13 protein-coding genes are annotated in these 19,027 nt (G+C 49.0%); 9 read left to right on the top strand and 4 right to left on the bottom strand.

Features of this window, described 5'->3' with window-relative positions; genetic code table 11:
• Positions 1 to 289: 289 nt before the first annotated feature.
• From ACSVDI_RS13010 to ACSVDI_RS12970, 9 genes are all read left to right on the top strand, one after another.
• Entirely contained in the window at positions 290 to 1,408 is a 1,119-nt protein-coding gene (locus ACSVDI_RS13010) for a galactose ABC transporter substrate-binding protein (protein WP_457943505.1), read from the top strand.
• 209 nt (positions 1,409 to 1,617) lie between these two features.
• Positions 1,618 to 3,111: a sugar ABC transporter ATP-binding protein gene (locus ACSVDI_RS13005; RefSeq protein ID WP_457943503.1), complete on the top strand. Its 1,494-nt coding sequence runs from the start codon at positions 1,618 to 1,620 to the stop codon at positions 3,109 to 3,111.
• 17 nt (positions 3,112 to 3,128) lie between these two features.
• Positions 3,129 to 4,157 carry a galactose/methyl galactoside ABC transporter permease MglC gene (gene mglC, locus ACSVDI_RS13000; RefSeq protein WP_457943501.1) on the top strand — a complete coding sequence of 343 codons (1,029 nt, stop codon included), beginning with the start codon at positions 3,129 to 3,131 and terminating at the stop codon, positions 4,155 to 4,157.
• Between the two features lie 26 nt (positions 4,158 to 4,183).
• Positions 4,184 to 6,253: a beta-glucosidase gene (locus ACSVDI_RS12995; protein WP_457943500.1), complete on the top strand. Its 2,070-nt coding sequence runs from the start codon at positions 4,184 to 4,186 to the stop codon at positions 6,251 to 6,253.
• A 132-nt stretch (positions 6,254 to 6,385) separates the two neighbouring features.
• Entirely contained in the window at positions 6,386 to 8,401 is a 2,016-nt protein-coding gene (locus ACSVDI_RS12990) for a beta-galactosidase (protein ID WP_457943498.1), read from the top strand.
• Between the two features lie 276 nt (positions 8,402 to 8,677).
• A complete protein-coding gene (locus ACSVDI_RS12985) occupies positions 8,678 to 10,282 on the top strand; it encodes a response regulator (RefSeq protein WP_457943497.1) in 1,605 nt (534 codons plus the stop codon).
• Between the two features lie 4 nt (positions 10,283 to 10,286).
• The gene (locus tag ACSVDI_RS12980) at positions 10,287 to 11,321 is read left to right on the top strand and encodes a sensor histidine kinase (protein WP_457943495.1); all 1,035 of its coding nucleotides are present in this window, start codon (positions 10,287 to 10,289) and stop codon (positions 11,319 to 11,321) included.
• Positions 11,322 to 11,356: 35 nt separating this feature from the next.
• Positions 11,357 to 12,802 (top strand): ATP-binding cassette domain-containing protein, encoded by a 1,446-nt coding sequence (locus ACSVDI_RS12975; RefSeq protein ID WP_457943494.1) that lies wholly within the window; start codon positions 11,357 to 11,359, stop codon positions 12,800 to 12,802.
• Between the two features lie 274 nt (positions 12,803 to 13,076).
• Positions 13,077 to 13,277, top strand: coding sequence for a hypothetical protein (locus tag ACSVDI_RS12970; RefSeq protein ID WP_457943493.1), 201 nt, complete (start codon positions 13,077 to 13,079; stop codon positions 13,275 to 13,277).
• On the opposite strand, the gene ACSVDI_RS12965 is transcribed toward ACSVDI_RS12970, so the two are convergent.
• The 4 genes from ACSVDI_RS12965 to ACSVDI_RS12950 form a co-directional block, all read right to left on the bottom strand.
• Positions 13,249 to 13,911, bottom strand: coding sequence for a C39 family peptidase (locus ACSVDI_RS12965; RefSeq protein WP_457943492.1), 663 nt, complete (start codon positions 13,909 to 13,911; stop codon positions 13,249 to 13,251). The two genes, ACSVDI_RS12970 and ACSVDI_RS12965, sit on opposite strands and share 29 nt — an antisense overlap.
• A 597-nt stretch (positions 13,912 to 14,508) precedes the next feature.
• A complete protein-coding gene (locus ACSVDI_RS12960; protein ID WP_457943490.1) occupies positions 14,509 to 16,053 on the bottom strand; it encodes a glycoside hydrolase family 43 protein in 1,545 nt (514 codons plus the stop codon).
• A 14-nt stretch (positions 16,054 to 16,067) separates the two neighbouring features.
• Entirely contained in the window at positions 16,068 to 18,137 is a 2,070-nt protein-coding gene (locus tag ACSVDI_RS12955) for a glycoside hydrolase family 65 (RefSeq protein ID WP_457943488.1), read from the bottom strand.
• A 44-nt stretch (positions 18,138 to 18,181) separates the two neighbouring features.
• Positions 18,182 to 19,027 carry a carbohydrate ABC transporter permease gene (locus tag ACSVDI_RS12950; RefSeq protein WP_457943487.1) on the bottom strand — a complete coding sequence of 282 codons (846 nt, stop codon included), beginning with the start codon at positions 19,025 to 19,027 and terminating at the stop codon, positions 18,182 to 18,184.

Genomic DNA, 19,027 nt, shown 5'->3' with positions numbered 1-19,027 from the left:
CAATCCTCACTTCTGTTTTTTGATTATATTATTTATTATCTTTATTATACAAAGCTTCCCCTGGTTCTTCAACCGCCCGTTTGACAGCCTTTGTGTAATTGCAGGGTCAGGAGAATGGCCGAACGGGGTAGAAAAACCATACACAATCATGCCACACAATTTTATAAATTATGATAAATTTCGCAACTTCAAAAGATATTACCCCCTAATCAAAATATCAAATGTTGTAAAAAAACCTTTTATCAGTATAATAATTTGTACAAACTGTATTAAACAGGAGGAGAAAAGTATGAAAAGAAAGTTAATCAGCATGGTTTTATGCATGGCAATGATTACGGCCGCGTTTACCGGCTGCACCTCGTCGGATTCCGGTTCCGCCCCAGCTTCCGGCAGTTCCGGTGAAGCCAGCGCATCTGAGCCCGCAAACAACGACAAAAAAGACATTCCGATTTTGGGAGCTGGAATTTATTCTGCATCGGATAACTTCAACTCCTATATCGGCAAGGCAATTAGCAACGCAAGCAACGGGGTTTTCCAGACCAACATTGAGGATGGCCAGAATGATCAGTCCACACAGAACAATCAGGTGGATACCATGATTGCAAAGGGTGCTTCCGCCATCGCACTGTCCGTCGTGGATGTCACCGCAGCGCCGACGCTGATTGAAAAGTGCAAGAGCGCCGGAAACATTCCGATTATTTTCTTCAACAAGGAAATTCTGGACAAGCAGCTTCTGGCTTCCTACGACAAGGTTTATCAGGTTACTTCAACGGGCGGAGATTACGGCGCAAACGTTCAGGGTGAAGAAATTATAAAATACTGGAAAGCCCACCCTGAAATGGATAAGAACAAGGATGGCAAACTGCAGCTGGTCAACCTGATCGGTGACCCGGGCCATACGGCAACCAAGCCGAGATCCGACGCAGTGAAAAAGACCATTGAAGATGCGGGAATCAAGGTAGACCTTCTGGCCGAAGATACCGGCATGTGGGTAACTGCAACAGCAAAAGACAAGATGGACGCCTTTGTTTCCAAATTTGGCGACCAGATTGAATGCATTGTCGGCGCAAACGATGCAATGGCGCTGGGCGCGTTAAGCTCCGTTGAAGCAGCCGGCTTCAACAAGGAAGGCGCTAAATCCAAGCAGTACATCCCCATTTTCGGCATTGACGCATTGCCGGAAATCCTGAGCAAGATAGAGAGTGGCGAAATTGCCGGTTCGGTTCTGCAGGACTCGAAAACACAGGGCGAGTGCATTGTAAAAATGGCAAGTAATCTTGTAAACGGAAAAGACGTTCTGGATGGAATCAGCTATGAACTGGAAGATGGTTCGAAAGCACTGCGCATTCCTTACAAAGCGATTACTCTGGAGAATCTGGATGAGGCAAAAGCAGCTTATGGCAACTGACCATAGCAGCAGGCTTTTATAAAAAGCCGCAGAATATCCGAAGCGCAAATCCCTTTCAGGCTGTCCGTGCGTCTAAGTGACGCACGGATAGCAATCTATAGAATCAGTCAGAATGATGGTTTTTAACGCTTTCGGTCGCTTGTGATAAATGCAGATAAAGCTCTTCTGAAAGGATATTCCAGTGATGAAGGCAGAGAAGAGGTTGAGATATGGAGAAGGAATATATTCTGGAAATGAAGCACATTTCGAAGGTGTTTCCCGGCGTGAAAGCGTTGGATGATGTAAAGCTGCAGGTCAGGCCCGGCACGGTTCACTCCCTAATGGGGGAAAACGGTGCGGGAAAGTCAACGCTGATGAAATGCCTGTTCGGTATCTATTCCATTGATGAGGGCGAAATTATTTTGGACGGCCGCAAGGTCCTGTTTTCAAGCCCTGCAGAAGCTTTGGAAAATTATGTTTCCATGGTACACCAGGAACTGAACCAGGTTCCGGAGCAGAATGTCATGGAAAATTTATGGCTGGGCCGTTACCCAATGAAGGGCGGCCTGATAGATAATAAGAAAATGTATGAGGATACGATGAAGATCTTCCGTGATCTGGATATCGACGTGGATCCACGGGCCAAGGTGGGGTCGCTGTCTGTTTCCCAGAAGCAGATGATCGAAATCGGGAAGGCAGTTTCCTACAATGCCAAAATCATCGTCATGGACGAACCGACTTCTTCCTTAACGGAAAAAGAGGTAGAGCATCTTTTCCGAATTATACATAAGCTGATTGAGAAAAAATCCAGCGTGATTTACATCTCGCATAAAATGGAGGAAATATTAAGAATTTCCGACGATGTAACCGTCATGCGCGACGGAAAGTGGATTTCCACCCGGCCCGCCAGCGAACTGACCATTGACGAAATTATTAAAATGATGGTTGGGCGCGAAATGACGGAACGCTACCCGCAGAAGGAAACAAAACCGGGTGAAGTTTTAATGGAGGTACGGGATCTGTCATCCGCATCGAAGGACTTTTCCGGGGTCAACTTTGAACTGCACAAGGGTGAAATTCTCGGCGTAGCTGGTCTGGTCGGTTCCAAACGTACGGAATTGCTGGAAACCATATTCGGCCTTCGCGCGAAGGGCAGCGGCCAGATTTTAGTCGAAGGAAAGGAAATACACAACAAGTCGCCGCGGGAGGCGATGAAAAACGGGTTTGCCATGTTGACGGAGGAACGCCGCAAAGACGGCATCTTTGCCGGGCTGAGCGTGTCCTTTAATATGGCGATTGATAATCTGGACTGCTACACCAGGCACGGGCTGCTCAACGATAAGCTGATGAAGGCGGACGTGGATAAAATGATTCAGGAGTTCAAAATTAAAACTCCGTCCGGCAGCCAGAAAATCGGCAATCTTTCCGGCGGCAACCAGCAAAAGGTGATCCTGGGCCGGTGGCTTTTGACACGGCCGACGATTCTTCTGTTGGACGAGCCGACCCGAGGAATCGACGTTGGCGCCAAATACGAAATTTATCAGTTAATCAACCAACTGGTGGCGGAAGGAAAAGGAATCATCATTGTCAGCTCTGAAATGCCGGAGCTGCTCGGAATCTGCGACCGAATCCTGGTTATGAGCAACGGTCATCAGACCGGAATCTTTGACGCGAAGGATGTAACACAGGAGCAAATCATGCAGGCGTCGGCCAAATGCGTTTAAAAATGGAGGAAAACAAGGTGGATAAAGTTTTAAATCGTTTCAAAAAAATATCCCTGAAGACCCTGATGGTCGACAAGGCAATTTACGTTGTGCTGTTCGCACTGCTGGTTGTAATCGTCGTCATCCAGCCGAAGTTCCTTTCGTTCGGCAACTTTAAGAACATATTCGCACAGTCTGCAACCCGAATTATCATCGCGCTGGCGGCAGGCATGATTCTGGTGATTCAGGGTGTCGACCTTTCAACCGGACGTATGATCGGCCTGGCCGCGGTGGTCAGCGCCTCCCTGATGCAGCAGGTAGACTACGCATACCGCATGTACCCCAATTTGGTGGACCTTCCCATTATTGTCCCCATTCTGGTCGTTATGCTTCTTTGCGGAATTCTGGGCGTAATCAGCGGCATTGTGGTCTCTATTTTTAAGGTGCCCCCATTTATTGCCACGCTGGGTATGTCGCTGATTCTATATGGTATGTCTTCCATTTACTTTGACCGTCCTCCCTACGGTGCGCAGCCGATCGGCGGAATCAAAAGAAGTGTGACAAGCATTGCCACCGGGTCCATTGGAATCGGTAGCTTCCAGATTCCTTACCTGATTTTGATTGCGCTTGCAGTCTGCGTGATTATGTGGGTTATCTGGAACAAAACCAAATTCGGCAAATATATGTTTGCAGTCGGCGGCAATCCGGAAGCGGCAAAGGTGTCCGGTGTAAACGTGGTGAGCACACAAATTAAGATTTATGCGCTGGCTGCTGTTCTGTACGCGCTGGCCGCCGTTTTGGAAGTGGCGCGCATCGGAAGCGCTTCCAACACAACCGGCAACGGATACGAAATGGACGCGGTTGCGGCCTGTGTGGTCGGCGGGGTTTCCCTTTCCGGCGGCACCGGCAGCGTTGGCGGAATTGTCATTGGCGTTCTGATCTTTACGGTTATCAACTATGGCCTGGCTTTTATCGGAGTCAACATGTACTGGCAGTATGTAGTAAAAGGCTTGATTATTATGCTGGCGGTTATCATTGATATGAGAAAGAATATAAAACGCAAATAAGCGCAAAAACATTGGAGGTAGTTGTAATGAGAAAAGTGGTACAGGAAACAAAGCTGACGGAGAATTGTTCCAAAGAAACCATTCGGGCGTTTGTCGAGGAAGTAATTCCTCAGCTGACTTTGGAAGAAAAAATCGGCATTATGTCCGGACAGATTACCGAAGAAAAACTGCTGGATGATTTATTTGTTATCGGGCATTACAATGTGAAGCCGTATCCCACAATGGAGGTAAAACGGCTGGGACTTCCAAATGTCCGTTTTGTCGACGGCCCGCGCGGTGTTGTGGCAGGCTCCTCCACCTGTTTCCCGGTATCTATGGCGCGCGGCGCCACCTTTGACCGCGAACTGGAAGAGGAAATCGGAAGAGTCATCGGTGCAGAGGTCCGGGCGCAGGGCGGCAATTATTTCGGCGGGGTGTGCATCAACCTGCCGCGCAACCCGCGCTGGGGGCGCGCACAGGAGTGCTACGGCGAAGACCAGTACCTGCTGGGCGAAATGGGCGCAGCGCTGACCCGCGGTGTGCAGAGCCAGAACGTAATGGCCTGCATTAAGCACTTTGCTTTGAACAGCATTGAAAATGCGCGCTTCAAGGCAGACGTACATATCGACAAAAGAACCCTGCACGAAGTTTATCTGCCCCACTTCAAAAAGTGCATTGAGGAAGGCGCCGCGTCAGTCATGGGCGCTTACAATAAGGTCCTGGGTGAGCAGGCTTCGGAAAGCAAATATCTGCTGAAGGACATCCTTCGCGACCAGTGGAAATTTGAGGGCTTTACCCTTTCGGACTTCCTGTGGGCGGTTAAGGATGCCGTCAAGGCAGTAAAGAACGGTATGAACATCGAAATGCCCTGCTTCTGCCACTACAACAGGGAATTGCCCGAAGCGGTGGAAAGCGGAGCAATCGACATGGAGTCATTCGACGAGGCGGTCGGTTATATTTTAAGAACTATCCTCTATTTCGAAACCAGAAAGGACCCGCAGGATTACCCGCTGAGTGTAGTGGCCTGCCCGGAGCATATTGCGGTAGCCAGAAGAGCGGCGGAAGAGTCCATGGTTTTGCTGAAAAACGAGGGGAATGTGCTCCCGTTCAGCAAGGAAAAGACGGAGAAAATCGTCGTTCTCGGCGTTCTGGGGGATACCGAAAACATCGGCGACCACGGTTCCAGCAAAGTGCATCCGTACTATACCGTAACCCCGCTGCGCGGCCTGATGAAAAAAATGCCCGGTGCGCAGGTTCTTTACAATGACGGTTCCGATTTGGCCAAAGCCCGTGAATTGGCGGCTGATGCGGACGCCGTGGTGATTGTGGCCGGTTATATTCATAGTGACGAAGGCGAGTTCCTCGCCGACCGGAGTGATATTCCCGATATGGGCGGCGACCGCGCCTCCATGCGCCTGCACCCGCGCGACATTGAACTGATTCACGGACTGAAGGGCGTTAACAAAAACACGGTTGTTTCTCTGGTGGGAAGCAGCGCTATCTTAATTGATGAATGGGTGGACGACGTCCCTGCGGTGTTGTTCTCTTTCTACAGCGGTATGGAGGGTGGAAACGCGCTAGCGGATATCCTATTCGGCGACGTTTGCCCGAGCGGCAAGCTGCCGTACACCGTGGCGCTTTCGGAAGACAGTTACCCGGACTTCGACCCCGACTGCACCTATGTGGAATACGAATATTACCACGGCTACTGCAAGATGGAAAAAGAGCAGATTCCAGTCCTGTATCCGTTTGGATACGGCCTTTCCTACACTTCTTTCCAAATTGGCAGCCCGCGTGTCCAGGTCTTCGACGGAACGGCGAAGCTTACCGTATCGGTTAAAAATACCGGTGACCGGAAGGGCGCTGAGGTAGTTCAGCTTTACGTGGGCTGCGAAAACAGCGCGGTAGACCGCCCGGTGAAGCTGCTGAAGGACTTTGTGCGCGTGGAACTGGAGCCCGGCGAGGAAAAAGAGGTCTGCCTGACCGTTTCACAAGAAGATATGGCCTATTTCAACGAAGAGAAAAACGAGTTTGTAACGGAAGATATCCCCTACATTGCGTATGTCGGGAACAGCAGTGCAGACGCCTCCCGGAACACGGTGAAATTTACCTTTTAAGAAAATGACAGCACGTTCCTAACTTTGGGTGGTTTTCCGGCAAAGCGGCAAAAGGCCGCTTTTGCCGGGGATGCCCGTAAAAGAAACGACCTCCCCCTTATTGCGTTACAGTAGAACAGGAGGTTAGCCGACATGAGAATCGGAGTTGACTATTACCCGGAGCACTGGGAGAAAGAGCGCTGGAAAACGGACGCCGAATTAATGGCGAAAGCAAATATTAAAGTGGTGCGAATTGGGGAGTTTGCATGGAGCCTGTACCAGCCGGAAGAAAATCGCTTTTGCTTCGAATGGATGGATGAAATTCTGGACTTTTTCCGGGATCATCAGATCAGCGTAGTGCTATGCACACCCTCCGCCACCCCGCCAAAGTGGATGACGGACAAATATCCGGATATCTTTCAGGACGATATTCATGGCAATCCTAAAATATTCGGAACCCGAAAGCATTACTGTTTTAACAGCAAGACCTACCGCGCGTTTACCCGGGAACTGGTGACAAAAATTGCAGAGCGCTATGGCAGGCACCCTGCTGTGGAGGCCTGGCAGATTGACAATGAGCTGGGCTGGGCCAACACCACCCGGTGTTACTGCGAAAAGTGCCGCGCGGAGTTTCAGCAGTGGCTGAAGAAAAAATATGGGACCATTGAGGAACTGAACCGGCGGTACGGAACGGTGTTCTGGAGCCAAATTTACAACAGCTTTGAAGAGGTCATCATTCCCCGCGCGGGCGCCTGCTACGACACCTGCCACGACACACAGGGGCAGAATCCCGCGCTTCTGCTGGATTACTACCGCTTTTCCAGTGACTCGGTCATCCGTTTCGCAAAGGAGTCCGCAGAAATTATCCGGCGGTACAGCGACCGTCCGGTGACCAGCAACCTGCTGGACGCTGCAGTCAATTCCGGTACGGGAATTGATTATTTCAAACTTTCCGAACAGCTGGATTTTGTTTCATGGGACAACTATATTGAATTCCAGTGGGGAATTGCACAGGCCGCCACCGTGTCGCGCGACCATGCCCTGCTGAGAAGCTACAAAAAGCAGCCGTTCTGGGTTATGGAACAGCAAAGCGGCCCGTGCGGATGGAGCAAAATGGGGCCAGCACCCACGCCGGGCAAGCTGCGGCTGTGGACGTACCAGGCGGTGGCAAACGGAGCGGACACGGTGGTGTATTTCCGCTGGCGCGCCTGCCCGTTTGGAACGGAGCAGTATTGGCACGGCATTTTGGACCACGACGGAAAGCCGAACCGCCGTTATGAGGAAATTGCTCAGGTCGGTTCGGAAATGGAGCGTTTGAACCGGGTGTTCGGCACGTTAAAGCCGCAGGCCAAAATCGCCATTGTAAAATCGTTCGACAGTGAGTGGAGCCATTCGATTCATAAGCATGTCGAAAACTTCCAGTACGATTCGTTCCTCCTTGATTTTTACCGGCCGTTTTATCAAATGGGCCTGTCCGTTGATTTTGTCACCCCGCACGATGACATTTCCTCGTATGCTCTGGTTCTTGCCCCGGCGCTTTTGATAGTGACCGAAGAAGAGAAAGAAAATCTGGAACGCTATGTCCGCGGCGGCGGTACCCTGCTGCTGACTTTCCGCAGCGGAATCCGGGATGAGGACAACAACATGCGCAAAGAAACGGTTCCCGGCGCATTTTCCGAACTGGCGGGTGTGCGGGTAAAAGAGTATGACCCGCAGTTCCAAAAGGAAACCGGCTCGTCCGGCGTGTTCGGCAAGGCGCAGTCCAAACTGTGGTGCGACGTGGTGGAGCCGGTTTCTGCCGAAACGCTGGGTGTTTACACGCAGGATTACTATTCCGGAGAATCCTGCCTGACGGTGAATGCGTTCGGAAAGGGAACGGTTTATTACCTTGGATGCGACCTGGACGGGGATGCCATGAACCGGTTAATGAAATACCTCTGCACGCGCCATGGCCTTTCCCCTGTTACTTACCCGATTGAAGGGGTAGAACAGGTGGAGGCACAAGATGGCGAACATACCGCACTTTTTGTTATGAACCACAACCCCTATCCGGCGGTCGTACCGCTGGACCGCATTTATGAAAACGCTCTGACAAACGACGAGGAAAAGGACACAGTTACATTAAAGCCGTATGATGTAGCGGTTTTAATTTGGAAGAAATCATTTTAATTTTCACCTTAGAAAACATTAAGACATTCGTGCTTGGTTCCGGCGGAATCAGGCACGAATGTTTTGCTCAATTGCAGGCAAAAATTTGTTTGTTGACCTTATTCGATGCGTATGTTAAAATATTGATGAAATATATAAAAAATTCAATAAAAAAATTAAAATATATTACAATCTGTCCAAAATACTTCCATTATTGAAATTATGGAGAAAATACGTCGTTACTTCAAAGACCACCATTTTGTTTGGCGGGAGAACTCAGGAAAGGATGGTTATAGGATGAAGGTTCTAATAGCAGATGACGAGATGAAAATCTGCCAGTTAATCAGCCACCTGATCGATTGGAAAGCGATGGATATGGATGTTGTGGATATCGTAAACGATGGAAAAACAGCGTTTGAATCCATTTGTACAAATCATCCGAATATTGTAATAACCGATATTCGGATGCCGAATTTTGATGGACTGGAACTGATCCGTCTTTGCAAGGAGCAGTTTCCGGATATTTATTTTATTATTATCAGCGGTTATGGGGAATTTAATTACGCAAAAAATGCTATTAAATACGGTGTAGAGGATTACCTTCTGAAGCCGATTAAGAAAAAAGAACTGGAAGACACGTTGCTCAAAATTAGGGAAAAGTATGCGGCGGAATTTTCGGAGGAACAGGAGAAAAGTCAGCTGCGCACCCTTGCAAGCACAGCGCGGGAAAAGGTCCATCAAAGCCTGCTGACCAATCTGATTCGGGCCGGCGAAGCGAATCAGGAGTTTCGCGGCACGCTGGAGGAGCTTAACGGCCGCTATCAGACATGGTTTCAGCCGGGTCTTTTTACCGTAATTCTTTTTCGCCTTTATCAGAAAAAGGAAGCGATTCTGAAGGAGTCGCTGGATTTTTTAGCCGGCAAACTGCAGAAAACCGTGGAAGAGGAGCTGAAAGGGCTCTGCGCGGAGTTCCTCTCTGTTTCGTTGGATGGAACGGTTGTCTGTCTGGCCAACACGGTGGGGGACGGTTTTTCCAAAGTCAAAAAACAGTTTCACAAAATCAAATACAATATCTCAAATGAAATATATGCTAATACGGTTCTGATTGTTGGGGTTGGCAACAGTTATTCCAATCTGGCCGAAGCGGTCCAAAGCTATCAGGAAGCGGAAATCTCCCTGCTGAACCGGATTGGTTATTCGAACGAATATGTCATAGAATATTCCCAGCTAAATACCTTTAACAAAACGGTTTCGGACTTTATTGATATGAAGGTTCGGAACGATATCATTGCCGCTCAGGAACGGATGGATGTCAACGCCATTCTTCGCTACATTGATGCGCTCCGGCAGCAGCTGGCTGCGTATAAAACGGATTCCATGCTGGTTTACCAGTGCTTTTTGGAACTGATTGAAACGCTGCAGTTCGGTTCCAAAAATTACGGCGTCTTTTTCCGGCAGTATGATTTGGATGAGTATAAAAGAAAATACAAATCAATTTTGACCTTTGACGAGCTGTTCGATTGGATTTGCAGTGACCTTGTCGCCAAATACCGTGACTTTACCAACCAAAAAAAGGTTGCAGAAAAGAAGCCGATCCGCGTGGCAAAACAATATATCTACGACAATTACAACCGGAACCTGACCCTGGAAAGCGTTAGTGAGTATACGGGCTTTAATCCAACCTATTTTTCCGTATTCTTTAAAAAAGAAACCGGGAAAAACTTCTCCGAATATCTTACGGAGCTGAGAATGAAAAATGCGAAAAACTATATTGTTTCAACGGATATGGACATTGCAGATATTGCGGCGGAGGTAGGATATAACGACCTGAAGTATTTTTCGAAGCTGTTTAAAAAATCGACCGGAATCAACCCGACCGAGTACCGGAAATTGTATGGATAAAAAGATGAAACAATTAAAAGAGGAACAAAAGGTGTTCGGAACACTGGCGATCCGCATCATCTGGATTCTGATTGCCGTGCTTGCCGCGGTTATCGGCGGGGTTGCAGTGTTGGAGCATTTGCAGCGCGACATTACAGGCGAAATTTTGCTGGTCCTTTTGCTGTGTGACGCGGCGGTGGTTTATGCGGCCGTCTTTTTGGTCCGGAAATATCTGATTTTTCCTTATGAAAAAAGCAGATCCCTTTTTCGCAAATTTGCCCAGGACGAAATTTATCAGGAGCTGCTGAATGATCCTTACCGGATTTTTGAAGAGCAGCACATGGTGCTGAGGCATTTTGATTCCCTGCTGGATCAGAAAAATATGATTCAGCTTTCTACCAAACAGGCGGAGCTTTTGGCGCTCCAAAACCAGATTAATCCGCATTTTCTGTACAATACGCTGGAGGCTATTCGCGGCGACGCGCTGTGTGCCGGGCTGGACAGTGTTGCCAACGCGACGGAAGCGCTTGCCACCTTTTTTCGTTACACCATTACCGAAACTGGAAATCTTGTGACCATACAGGACGAACTGAATAATATTGAAAATTACTTTAAAATTCAGCAGTATCGATTCGGCGAGAAATTTACCATGAATGTGGACTTTGCGGACAATGAGGACGTGAACCGGCTGCTTTCCTTAAAACTTCCCAAATTAACGCTTCAGCCGTTTATTGAAAATGCCATTTTCCATGGTCTGGAGTCGAAAACGCAGGGGGGCAGCATTCACATCAGTTTTGACCTGGCCAGCCAGAATCTGCTGATCAGCATTCAGGATAATGGGATTGGAATTCCTGAAGATAAACTGGAAGAAATCAATTATAAGGTAAAACATGTTTCTTTGCATCGAACCAACGAGCCCTCGGAAAAAAAGGGAGGGATTGCCCTTTTGAACGTGGCCAGAAGAATCAAGTTGCTTTTCGGGGAAGACTATGGGTTCTATCTTTACAGCATCAGTGGACTGGGTACGGATGTGAAGATTAAAATTCCGATTATTGACTAACCCCGAAAATTGCAACAACGCATTGTGAGGCTGCCATGAAGAAAGAATTGCTTGCTGTCGAGGACGGAGTCATTATTAAAAACGGAAACGTAATTTTCAATGGGCTGAACATCCATATTTATATGGATGAAATTGCGGGAGTCATCTGCGATGACATACAAACTCAAAAATACCTGAATGAATTTTTAAAGGGAGAACTTAAGCTGGAATCCGGCCGTGCCTATCTGAATGAAATGCGCGCCGCCAGTTTGGAGGTCCAAAGGTTTCTGTCCGGCCAGGCGGCTTTGATTGATAAAAAGAGCAAGTTGATTGAAACCATTACCATAGAGGACAATATATTCCTGTTTACGGATTCCTCCCTGTTTGTCAATCAGCACAGATATAAAGAGCAGTTTTCCGCGCTGCAGAACAAATTTGGAATCTCTTTCCCGGCAAACCAGCGCCTGTTCGATCTTTCCACAAAAGACCGAATTGTTGTGGAATTAATGAAGGCATTTGTTGAACAGAAAAAGTTAATTGTTTTGGATGATTTGTCGGAGTACCTGCAGAAAGAAGAGGTAGAGCAGATCTTTTCCCTGCTGCACCGACTTCAGAAACTTGATATGACCTTTTTGGTTCGCATTGGCTTTGAGGATGGACACCTGCAGGAAATCAACCGGGTGACGGCAATTAAGGGAAATAAAACTATGGCGGAGTTAAACCCGGCAACACAGGATGTTCCGGCGTTTACAAAGCGGCTGTTTTTCGATGAAAACACGGTAAGGCTGGATTGGAAGAAAAGTAAGGTCAGCCCAAAATTCAAGCGGGAGACCATTCTGCGCTTTGAAGACGTGTCCACTTCCTATCTGGAGCATATCAGTTTTTCGGCCAGAAAGGGGACCCTTTTAAAAATTCACTGCTTCGATGATTTAAGCTGCACCCAAATGGTGGCTTTGCTGAAAGGCGAGTTAAAGCCGGTTTCCGGCGAAATATTATACCAGGGTGCTAGTTATAAAGTCAGGGATGTTTATTCGGCCATTCATCAAGGTGTCTGTTTTATTGAGCAATCTGCTTATGACAGCATGCTGTTCCACAATATGAGCATAGTCGAAAACTTGAGTATTCCCTGTAATGAAAAGATCAAACATTTTTGGCTGTTTCCACGGTATTCCGACAGCATTATTAAGCAGCTGAAAAGTAAATTCGGCAAAAAAACCTTGAAAGGCTCGACGAAAAACCTGAAATCCTCTCTGCTGCAGCAGACGATCTATTACAAGTGGCTTTTATATTTTCCGAAGGTCGTTGTCTGCATTAACCCATTTCTGGATATAGATATCTACATGAGGGAAAAAACGATGGAAATGATCCAAATGTATTTGGAAAGAGGCATTTCGGTAATCGTTATCACCACAAATGTCTATACCATCCATAAGTTTGAGGGTGAGGTGGTCCGGATTTCAAAGGGAAAGCAGCTGATGCAGGAAACCGAAAAGGAAAGCTAGACCAAATATTACTGAGAGTATAAACATAAGGTAAACAACAGAACAAAATCCTCCGCGGCGATTGTATGAAACCGGCGGAGGATTTTTGTTGCCTATTTCGGCATTTTTTATGAGAAAAATCCGGCGAGTACCAATGGAGGCCCCCTAGAACCACCTTTCCAGTGCATCTTGCCGCATGAAAAATGCAGCTTAAGGGTTTTGCCTTGTGCTGCCAAATGCTTCGGCATATAATCGTAGCAAGAGCACAGAAAATGCGGAGAAAGGAGGCAGGCCCGTGAAGCTGACGGTGGAAACTGACCCGGCGCTGACGGAAACGGAAATCATTATCCATTGTGCCAAGCAGGATAAACAGCTGGAACGGCTGATCCGGCAGATTCGGCAGTGTGCCTTTGTTTTTCACGGAAAGTCAGAAAGGGAGTCTCGTACTATGTATGCCTTTTTCCTGACTATGCAGAAAAAGCCCAAAGATTCCTGATTTGCGGTTCCAGCTTTTTGTAGCTCCAAGCCTTTTCACTCCGAATTCTGCTGTTTGGGTCCCTGACTAGAAATTTCCCGTTTTGGTAATGATACACGACAATAAAATGTCCCACTGTTGTAAAATCGCCCGGGCGCAGGCTGCATATGATCGGATGTCCCAGGGAAAGTTCCTGGATCATTCGGTTTTCAACTAATGGAAGTTCATATGAATTTAAGCCGAGCTTTTGTGCCCCTTCGGACATCAATGTCCAAAGCGTACTGTTTGTTTTCGTGTCCAAATAACCGTTCTTTTCGCTGAACTCCGCAACTGCTTTCGGGTTTAATGCAGTATTTCCCGTTAGTCCCACGGCGACCATCGAAAGGCAAGTAGGCCCGCAGCCATCCAGCGCAATGCAGCCGTTTCCGTAAGGTGCATACCCCCAATTCTTATCCCATTGCATCAGCAACGGAATTTGGCCGGCCTTATATTGATCGGAAAGATCGATGCTATTGTTCGAAGTCCCTTTTTTATCAGGGTAATCCAGTGCAAAATCAAGAAGCTCCGGATTTCGTGCCAACGATTCCAGAAGCCGTGCGGGATATTGACTGGGGTTTTGTAAAATTGGTTTTACTTTTGGGGTTGTTAACGCCATAGCCTCTAATGATTGTATGGTTTCCGTGGAGACAGTATCATTGGCATCGGCTTTTGCCTGACTTATTGCAAAAGGGCCCCTGTTTGCGCGGAAACTTGGTTCCCGAAAAAGACTCATAACATTTAGAACCAATACCACCACTGCAAATATGCCCGCCACTGCAGCAACCCTGCTGAAACGGATAGGGTAAATTCGCCTGTTCCTTTTTTCAAATCTCATTTTTTTAATTCCTTCCCATTTTACTGTGTGTATTATGGCGTTACTGTATTGACTGTAGAGCTCTTCTACAACACTTTTATCTGTCCTGCTTTGATTTGCTTAAAAGGAACCCTTGATTTCCTTTTTGTTATTTCGATTATATCATTATATGTTGCTGAATGCAACGACACTTTATTGCAAACTTCAGCTTTTTCCGATCATCTAACCGAGGCTGCAGATTGCCGTTTTCTCCTCTGAAAAGTTTGCCCCATGCCACACAATCAACTCAGATTATTAATTCATTGTCGTGCATCCCCGACGTTTGATGGACACAAAAAAGGCAGCGGGCAGCCATTTGCTTCCCGTTGCCTTTTACTTTTTTCAGGAATATAAATAAAATCAATGCGTCCGCTGCTGCACGGAAAAATAGTCGAAATCCGCGTTTTTTCGGGAACCGGTCATGTCGTGGCAATACAAGGCGAACTGCGCGCCGGTAAAGCCGGGGCAGTGCTCATCCGAAAGAATGGAGCAGTCAAACGGCTCAAACGCAGGCTTCCAGTCCTCTTTTCCGCAGGCGTAGAAGAATTGAGCGTCCTTTCCATTGACTTCCAACCGAATACGCAGCATCCCGGGGGTTACAAGCGCAATGGGAGAATCGGTTTCGGTAATGACGTTCCGGTCGCTTTTCAGGAAGGTCAGCATCGGTTTGCCGGCTTCATTTGTCGTCTGCAAAAGCATGTAAAAATTTTCATTATTATATATGTAGGCAAGCCCTGCCACCTGCTCAGGAACATCGGCGTGGAACTCCATGCCGGTTTCTACGGTGCAGGAGGAGGCAGTCTGCCGTCTGGCCACAAGGCTGACGTGGTGGAGCGATGTGATGGAATCCTGCCCGCGCAGACGCAGCCAGCCGGGGCGTTCCGTCAGGGACAGACATCCTTCCGGGTAGGCGCGCAGCGTGCTATACCAAACGGGCAGCTCCACCGAGCTGAAATCATCGCGCTCCGGTTCCGTTGAAAGAGGGTAATCCGGAATGCCGGCGGGCTCTGCCACGCTCCGTGCTGGAACCCGTCCGTCCACGGGGCGAATCCAGCCGTCTTCGGTCCATTCCATCTTCTGAATGGCAGTTTCACGCCCTAAAATGCAGGCTCGCATTTCCTGCAGCGGACGCCCGCACAGATGGACCATGTACCATTCTCCGTTCTGCGTTTCTACAAGATCGGCATGGCCCGCGCGCTGAAGGTAGGCGTCCGGAGTATCCATAGAGGTTAGAATGGGGTTGGCGGGGTCTACTTCGTAGGGGCCGGTAAGATTTTTTGAGCGGGCCACGGTGACGCAGTGGTTGTAGCTGGTGCCGCCCTCCGCCGTAATCAGGTAATACCATCCGTTATGCTCATACAGGCGCGGGCCTTCCGTATACCCCAAATCGGTGCCGGGGAAGATGTTGAAGACCGGTCCCACCAGCTTTTGTTTTTCCGGGTCGTATTCCTGCAGCAAAATCCCTTTAAACCCGTTGCGCATATTGATGATATATTTCTTTCCGTTCTTTACGTGAAACAGGGAGGGGTCAAACCCGGTGCTGTTCAAGTATACCGGGTCGGACCATTCGCCGGTAATGTTATCCGACCAAACCAAATAATTGTGTGTATTGTAATATGGCCGCTTCTGCGTTTTTACATCGGTATAAACCAGGTAAAACCTGCCGTCGCAGTAGGAAAGGCACGGCGCCCAGATACCTCCGTTCACGGGGTTGCCGATCATGTTCAGCTGGCTTTGGCGGCGCAGGGGGGATGGAAGCTGTTCCCAATGCTTCAGATCCCTGGAATGCCAGAGCCGCACGCCGGGCCACCATTCGAAGGTGGAAGTGGCAATATAATAATCATTGTTAACACGGATAATACTGGGGTCCGGGCAAAAGCCCCTTAAAATCGGATTTTGTATCATTTCAGTTCCTCCCTTTATGGAAGCGGGGCAATGGACTCGTAGCGAACCACCCATTTGCCGTCTTCGGGGAAACCAGGCAGCTGCTTTTTGCAGCCGTCGTATCCGGCGGTCATCATGGCAATGGCTAGCAGCAGACCACCGTTGCCGGGCAGATAGGCAGGCAGATCGTCCCGCAGCATTTGGAAATTGTGTCCATTCACTTCATACTGATTTTTCGCCGTGTCGCACAGCAGCAGTTCCACCGCTTTTTCGGGGTCGCCCAGCCGTACGGCGGTCATCGCCATCATGGCGAAATCCCAGCCCCAAAGGGTGTTGTAGTCCCAACAGGCAGTTACTTTATCCAACGTGTGCAGCATGGTTTCCTGGTTCAGCCGTTTGCCCGGCAGCAAGCCGAAGGCGCCCAGCATGGACGGGTGGTCGCGGTGAAAATGCTCAAAAGTATCCGGGCAATTGTCATGCGCAAGGTAGAGACCGCCGTACTGCGGGACAGGCGCCATGGCTTTCGCAACTTTTGCCCAGTTTTCCGGGGCGGGCTTTCCAAGCCGTTTTGCCCACTGAAGTGCGATGTTCAGACCATATCCCCAATATTCCGTTTCAAATGCAGGGTTTTTCACGGTGTGGGGGTCATATTCCTCCTGTACGGGGATGACCGGTGCCATTAGGTCGTATTGTTCACCTGCTGCGCCGTTTTCGTGCCGTACTGCAAATCCGGCCATAAAGTCGGCGGTTTCGCGCACTACGTCCCAATACTGTTTCAACAGTTGTTCACTCTTTTTACTGCGGTACACAAGCTCCAGCAGAAACAGAATGTGCGGCTGCTGCCAGATGAGGAGCGTTGCAATGGGGGAGGGGCTGTCAATAGCATCGTAAGCGACCATTTTCGGCCAGCGTGCGCCAGGGTAGCCGTTGCGCGCCGCGTTGCGCCGGGCGTCGTCCAGGTGTTCGAGGTACCAGGGCAGACAGCGTTCCAGCAGCTCGGTGCGGTTCCAAAGGGCAAAATTTGCACAGTGCCAGAAGGTCATTTCTAAATGGAATTTTCCATACCAGCTGTTGCAGAAAAGCCCGGTTTCCTGCGGCGGCATGGAACCGCTGCAGTGGATGGCCAGAAGATACTGGGAGAGCACGACCCGCCGTTCCAATTCATTGGCGCGCGGGTCGGTGCTGCCGGAAAAGTCCACGGCGCCGCCTTGTTCCCAGAAGGCATTCCACCACTCGGAAGACCGGGTAAAGACCGTGGAAGCCGCCGTTTCACCGGCAGGCAGCTCGGCAGAAAACTGTGCGGTAAATTCCAGTGTATCGCATCCGGATTCCGCCGTCAGGCGCACACGATGAGGCTCCTCCATGGAAAATCGAACTGGGGTCTGCGCGTTGATTTTAACATAATAAACGGTCCGGTCCAGCGTGCGCTGGAGCACGATGCTGTGTACATTCTGTTCGACTACGCGGGTAGTGTGGCGTTCCGGGTAGTCCCAGTTGGATGCGGAGATGCCGGGGTCCCCATAGGGAAACTCAAACACCACGGTCAGGCTTCCGTTCGCAATCTGCATTCCGGCAGCCGAAACCGCAAGCGTGTCCTCTTTTGGGTCGCAGGCCGTTTTCACGCGGCAGGATTCCCCCGCCAAAAGAAAGCGGCTGTCCAGAAATCCGTCGTAAAGCTTCAGCTCCTGATGAATCCCGCTCAATTCGGAAGGCAAAATATTTTGCTCATAGAGCTGAAAGCCGATGCGTGCCAGATTCAGCCGGTGGGGGTTTTGACGCAGCCAGTCGTAAACCGCTTCGTTCCCCGGCTTTTTCTCCACCGCGTAAGTAACGGTGCGGCCTTCAAAGTCATATTCCGTCATAGTCACGTCTTCCGGCCGGTAGTATTTGTTTTTTCCATCTGCAGGGGTACGGTGCCAGCCCCATTGGGCCATGGTACACAGCGGCACCTTTGCCTCGCAATACTTCTCATACAGAGTCTGCAGGCCGGTTGGGTCCGCGGTAAACGCAAATTCACCATTACCCACCGAAAGCGGTGAAGATAACTCCACCGCTTTCAGCACAGGGTTATGGCGAGCAACCAGTTTCTTTCGGTCAATTTTCATGGGTATGACCATCCTTTCGCAGAATTGCTCTCCAAATTCAGTTTTTAGTCTTTCATTCCGGTTGTGCTGATGCCTTCCATGAGGTACCGGTTAAAGAAGAGGAAAATCAGGAATACCGGAACCAGGGAAAGGGTGGACATAGCGAACATGGCGCCATAGTCCGTTGTGGAAGAGGCATCGGCAAACATCTTGATTGCCAGGGAAGCCGTATATTTTTCCGGTCGGCTGAGGTAAATCAGCGGCCCAAGGAAGTCGTCCCATTTCCAATAGAACTGGATGATGACGGTCGTTATGAGCGCGGGGCTGATCAGTGGGAAGATAATACGGGTAAAAATGGTATATTTTGAGCAGCCGTCAATAATGGCCGCCTCATCCAGCTCTTTTGGCAGGCCGGCGATAAACTGCATCATCATGTAAATAAAGAACGCCTGGCCGAAGAAAAATGGAAGAATCAGCGGAACATAGGTGTTTACTAGGTTCAGCTTCTGGAAGATGATGTATTGGGGAATCATCACAACCTGGGAGGGAAGCATCAGGGTGCTGATCATGCATACAAACCAGAACTTGCGCCCCTTGAATTTAACGCGCGCCAGCGCGTAGGCAATCAGGGCGGAAGAAATGGTGCAGGCCAGTGTGGCGATTGCGGTTACAAAAAAGGAATTTGCAAAAAATGTGCTGAAGGTAATCTCGCCAAAGCCCTTCCAGCCGGTTGAATAGTTTTCCGGCCGCCAGATGTTCGGAAGAAGCTGCATGGAATTGTTGAGAATTTCACGATTGTTTTTAAACGAACCGAAAATCATCCACAGAACCGGATAGATCATAACTAATCCGAACAGAATGATCAGAACGTGAAACAACGTTTTTGTTACAATTTTTTTTGATTTGGCCAT

Source organism: Caproiciproducens sp. LBM24188 (assembly GCF_054130445.1).
This window is presented reverse-complemented; position numbering and strand designations above follow the sequence as displayed.

Coding starts and splice junctions, on each gene's coding strand:
- ACSVDI_RS12950 (WP_457943487.1), bottom strand. CDS start 19,027: ATGGCCAAATCAAAAAAAATTGTAACAAAAACGTTGTTTCACGTTCTG.
- ACSVDI_RS12980 (WP_457943495.1), top strand. CDS start 10,287: ATGAAACAATTAAAAGAGGAACAAAAGGTGTTCGGAACACTGGCGATC.
- ACSVDI_RS12955 (WP_457943488.1), bottom strand. CDS start 18,137: ATGAAAATTGACCGAAAGAAACTGGTTGCTCGCCATAACCCTGTGCTG.
- ACSVDI_RS12975 (WP_457943494.1), top strand. CDS start 11,357: ATGAAGAAAGAATTGCTTGCTGTCGAGGACGGAGTCATTATTAAAAAC.
- ACSVDI_RS12990 (WP_457943498.1), top strand. CDS start 6,386: ATGAGAATCGGAGTTGACTATTACCCGGAGCACTGGGAGAAAGAGCGC.
- ACSVDI_RS12965 (WP_457943492.1), bottom strand. CDS start 13,911: ATGGCGTTAACAACCCCAAAAGTAAAACCAATTTTACAAAACCCCAGT.
- ACSVDI_RS13010 (WP_457943505.1), top strand. CDS start 290: ATGAAAAGAAAGTTAATCAGCATGGTTTTATGCATGGCAATGATTACG.
- ACSVDI_RS12985 (WP_457943497.1), top strand. CDS start 8,678: ATGAAGGTTCTAATAGCAGATGACGAGATGAAAATCTGCCAGTTAATC.
- ACSVDI_RS12960 (WP_457943490.1), bottom strand. CDS start 16,053: ATGATACAAAATCCGATTTTAAGGGGCTTTTGCCCGGACCCCAGTATT.
- ACSVDI_RS13005 (WP_457943503.1), top strand. CDS start 1,618: ATGGAGAAGGAATATATTCTGGAAATGAAGCACATTTCGAAGGTGTTT.
- ACSVDI_RS12995 (WP_457943500.1), top strand. CDS start 4,184: ATGAGAAAAGTGGTACAGGAAACAAAGCTGACGGAGAATTGTTCCAAA.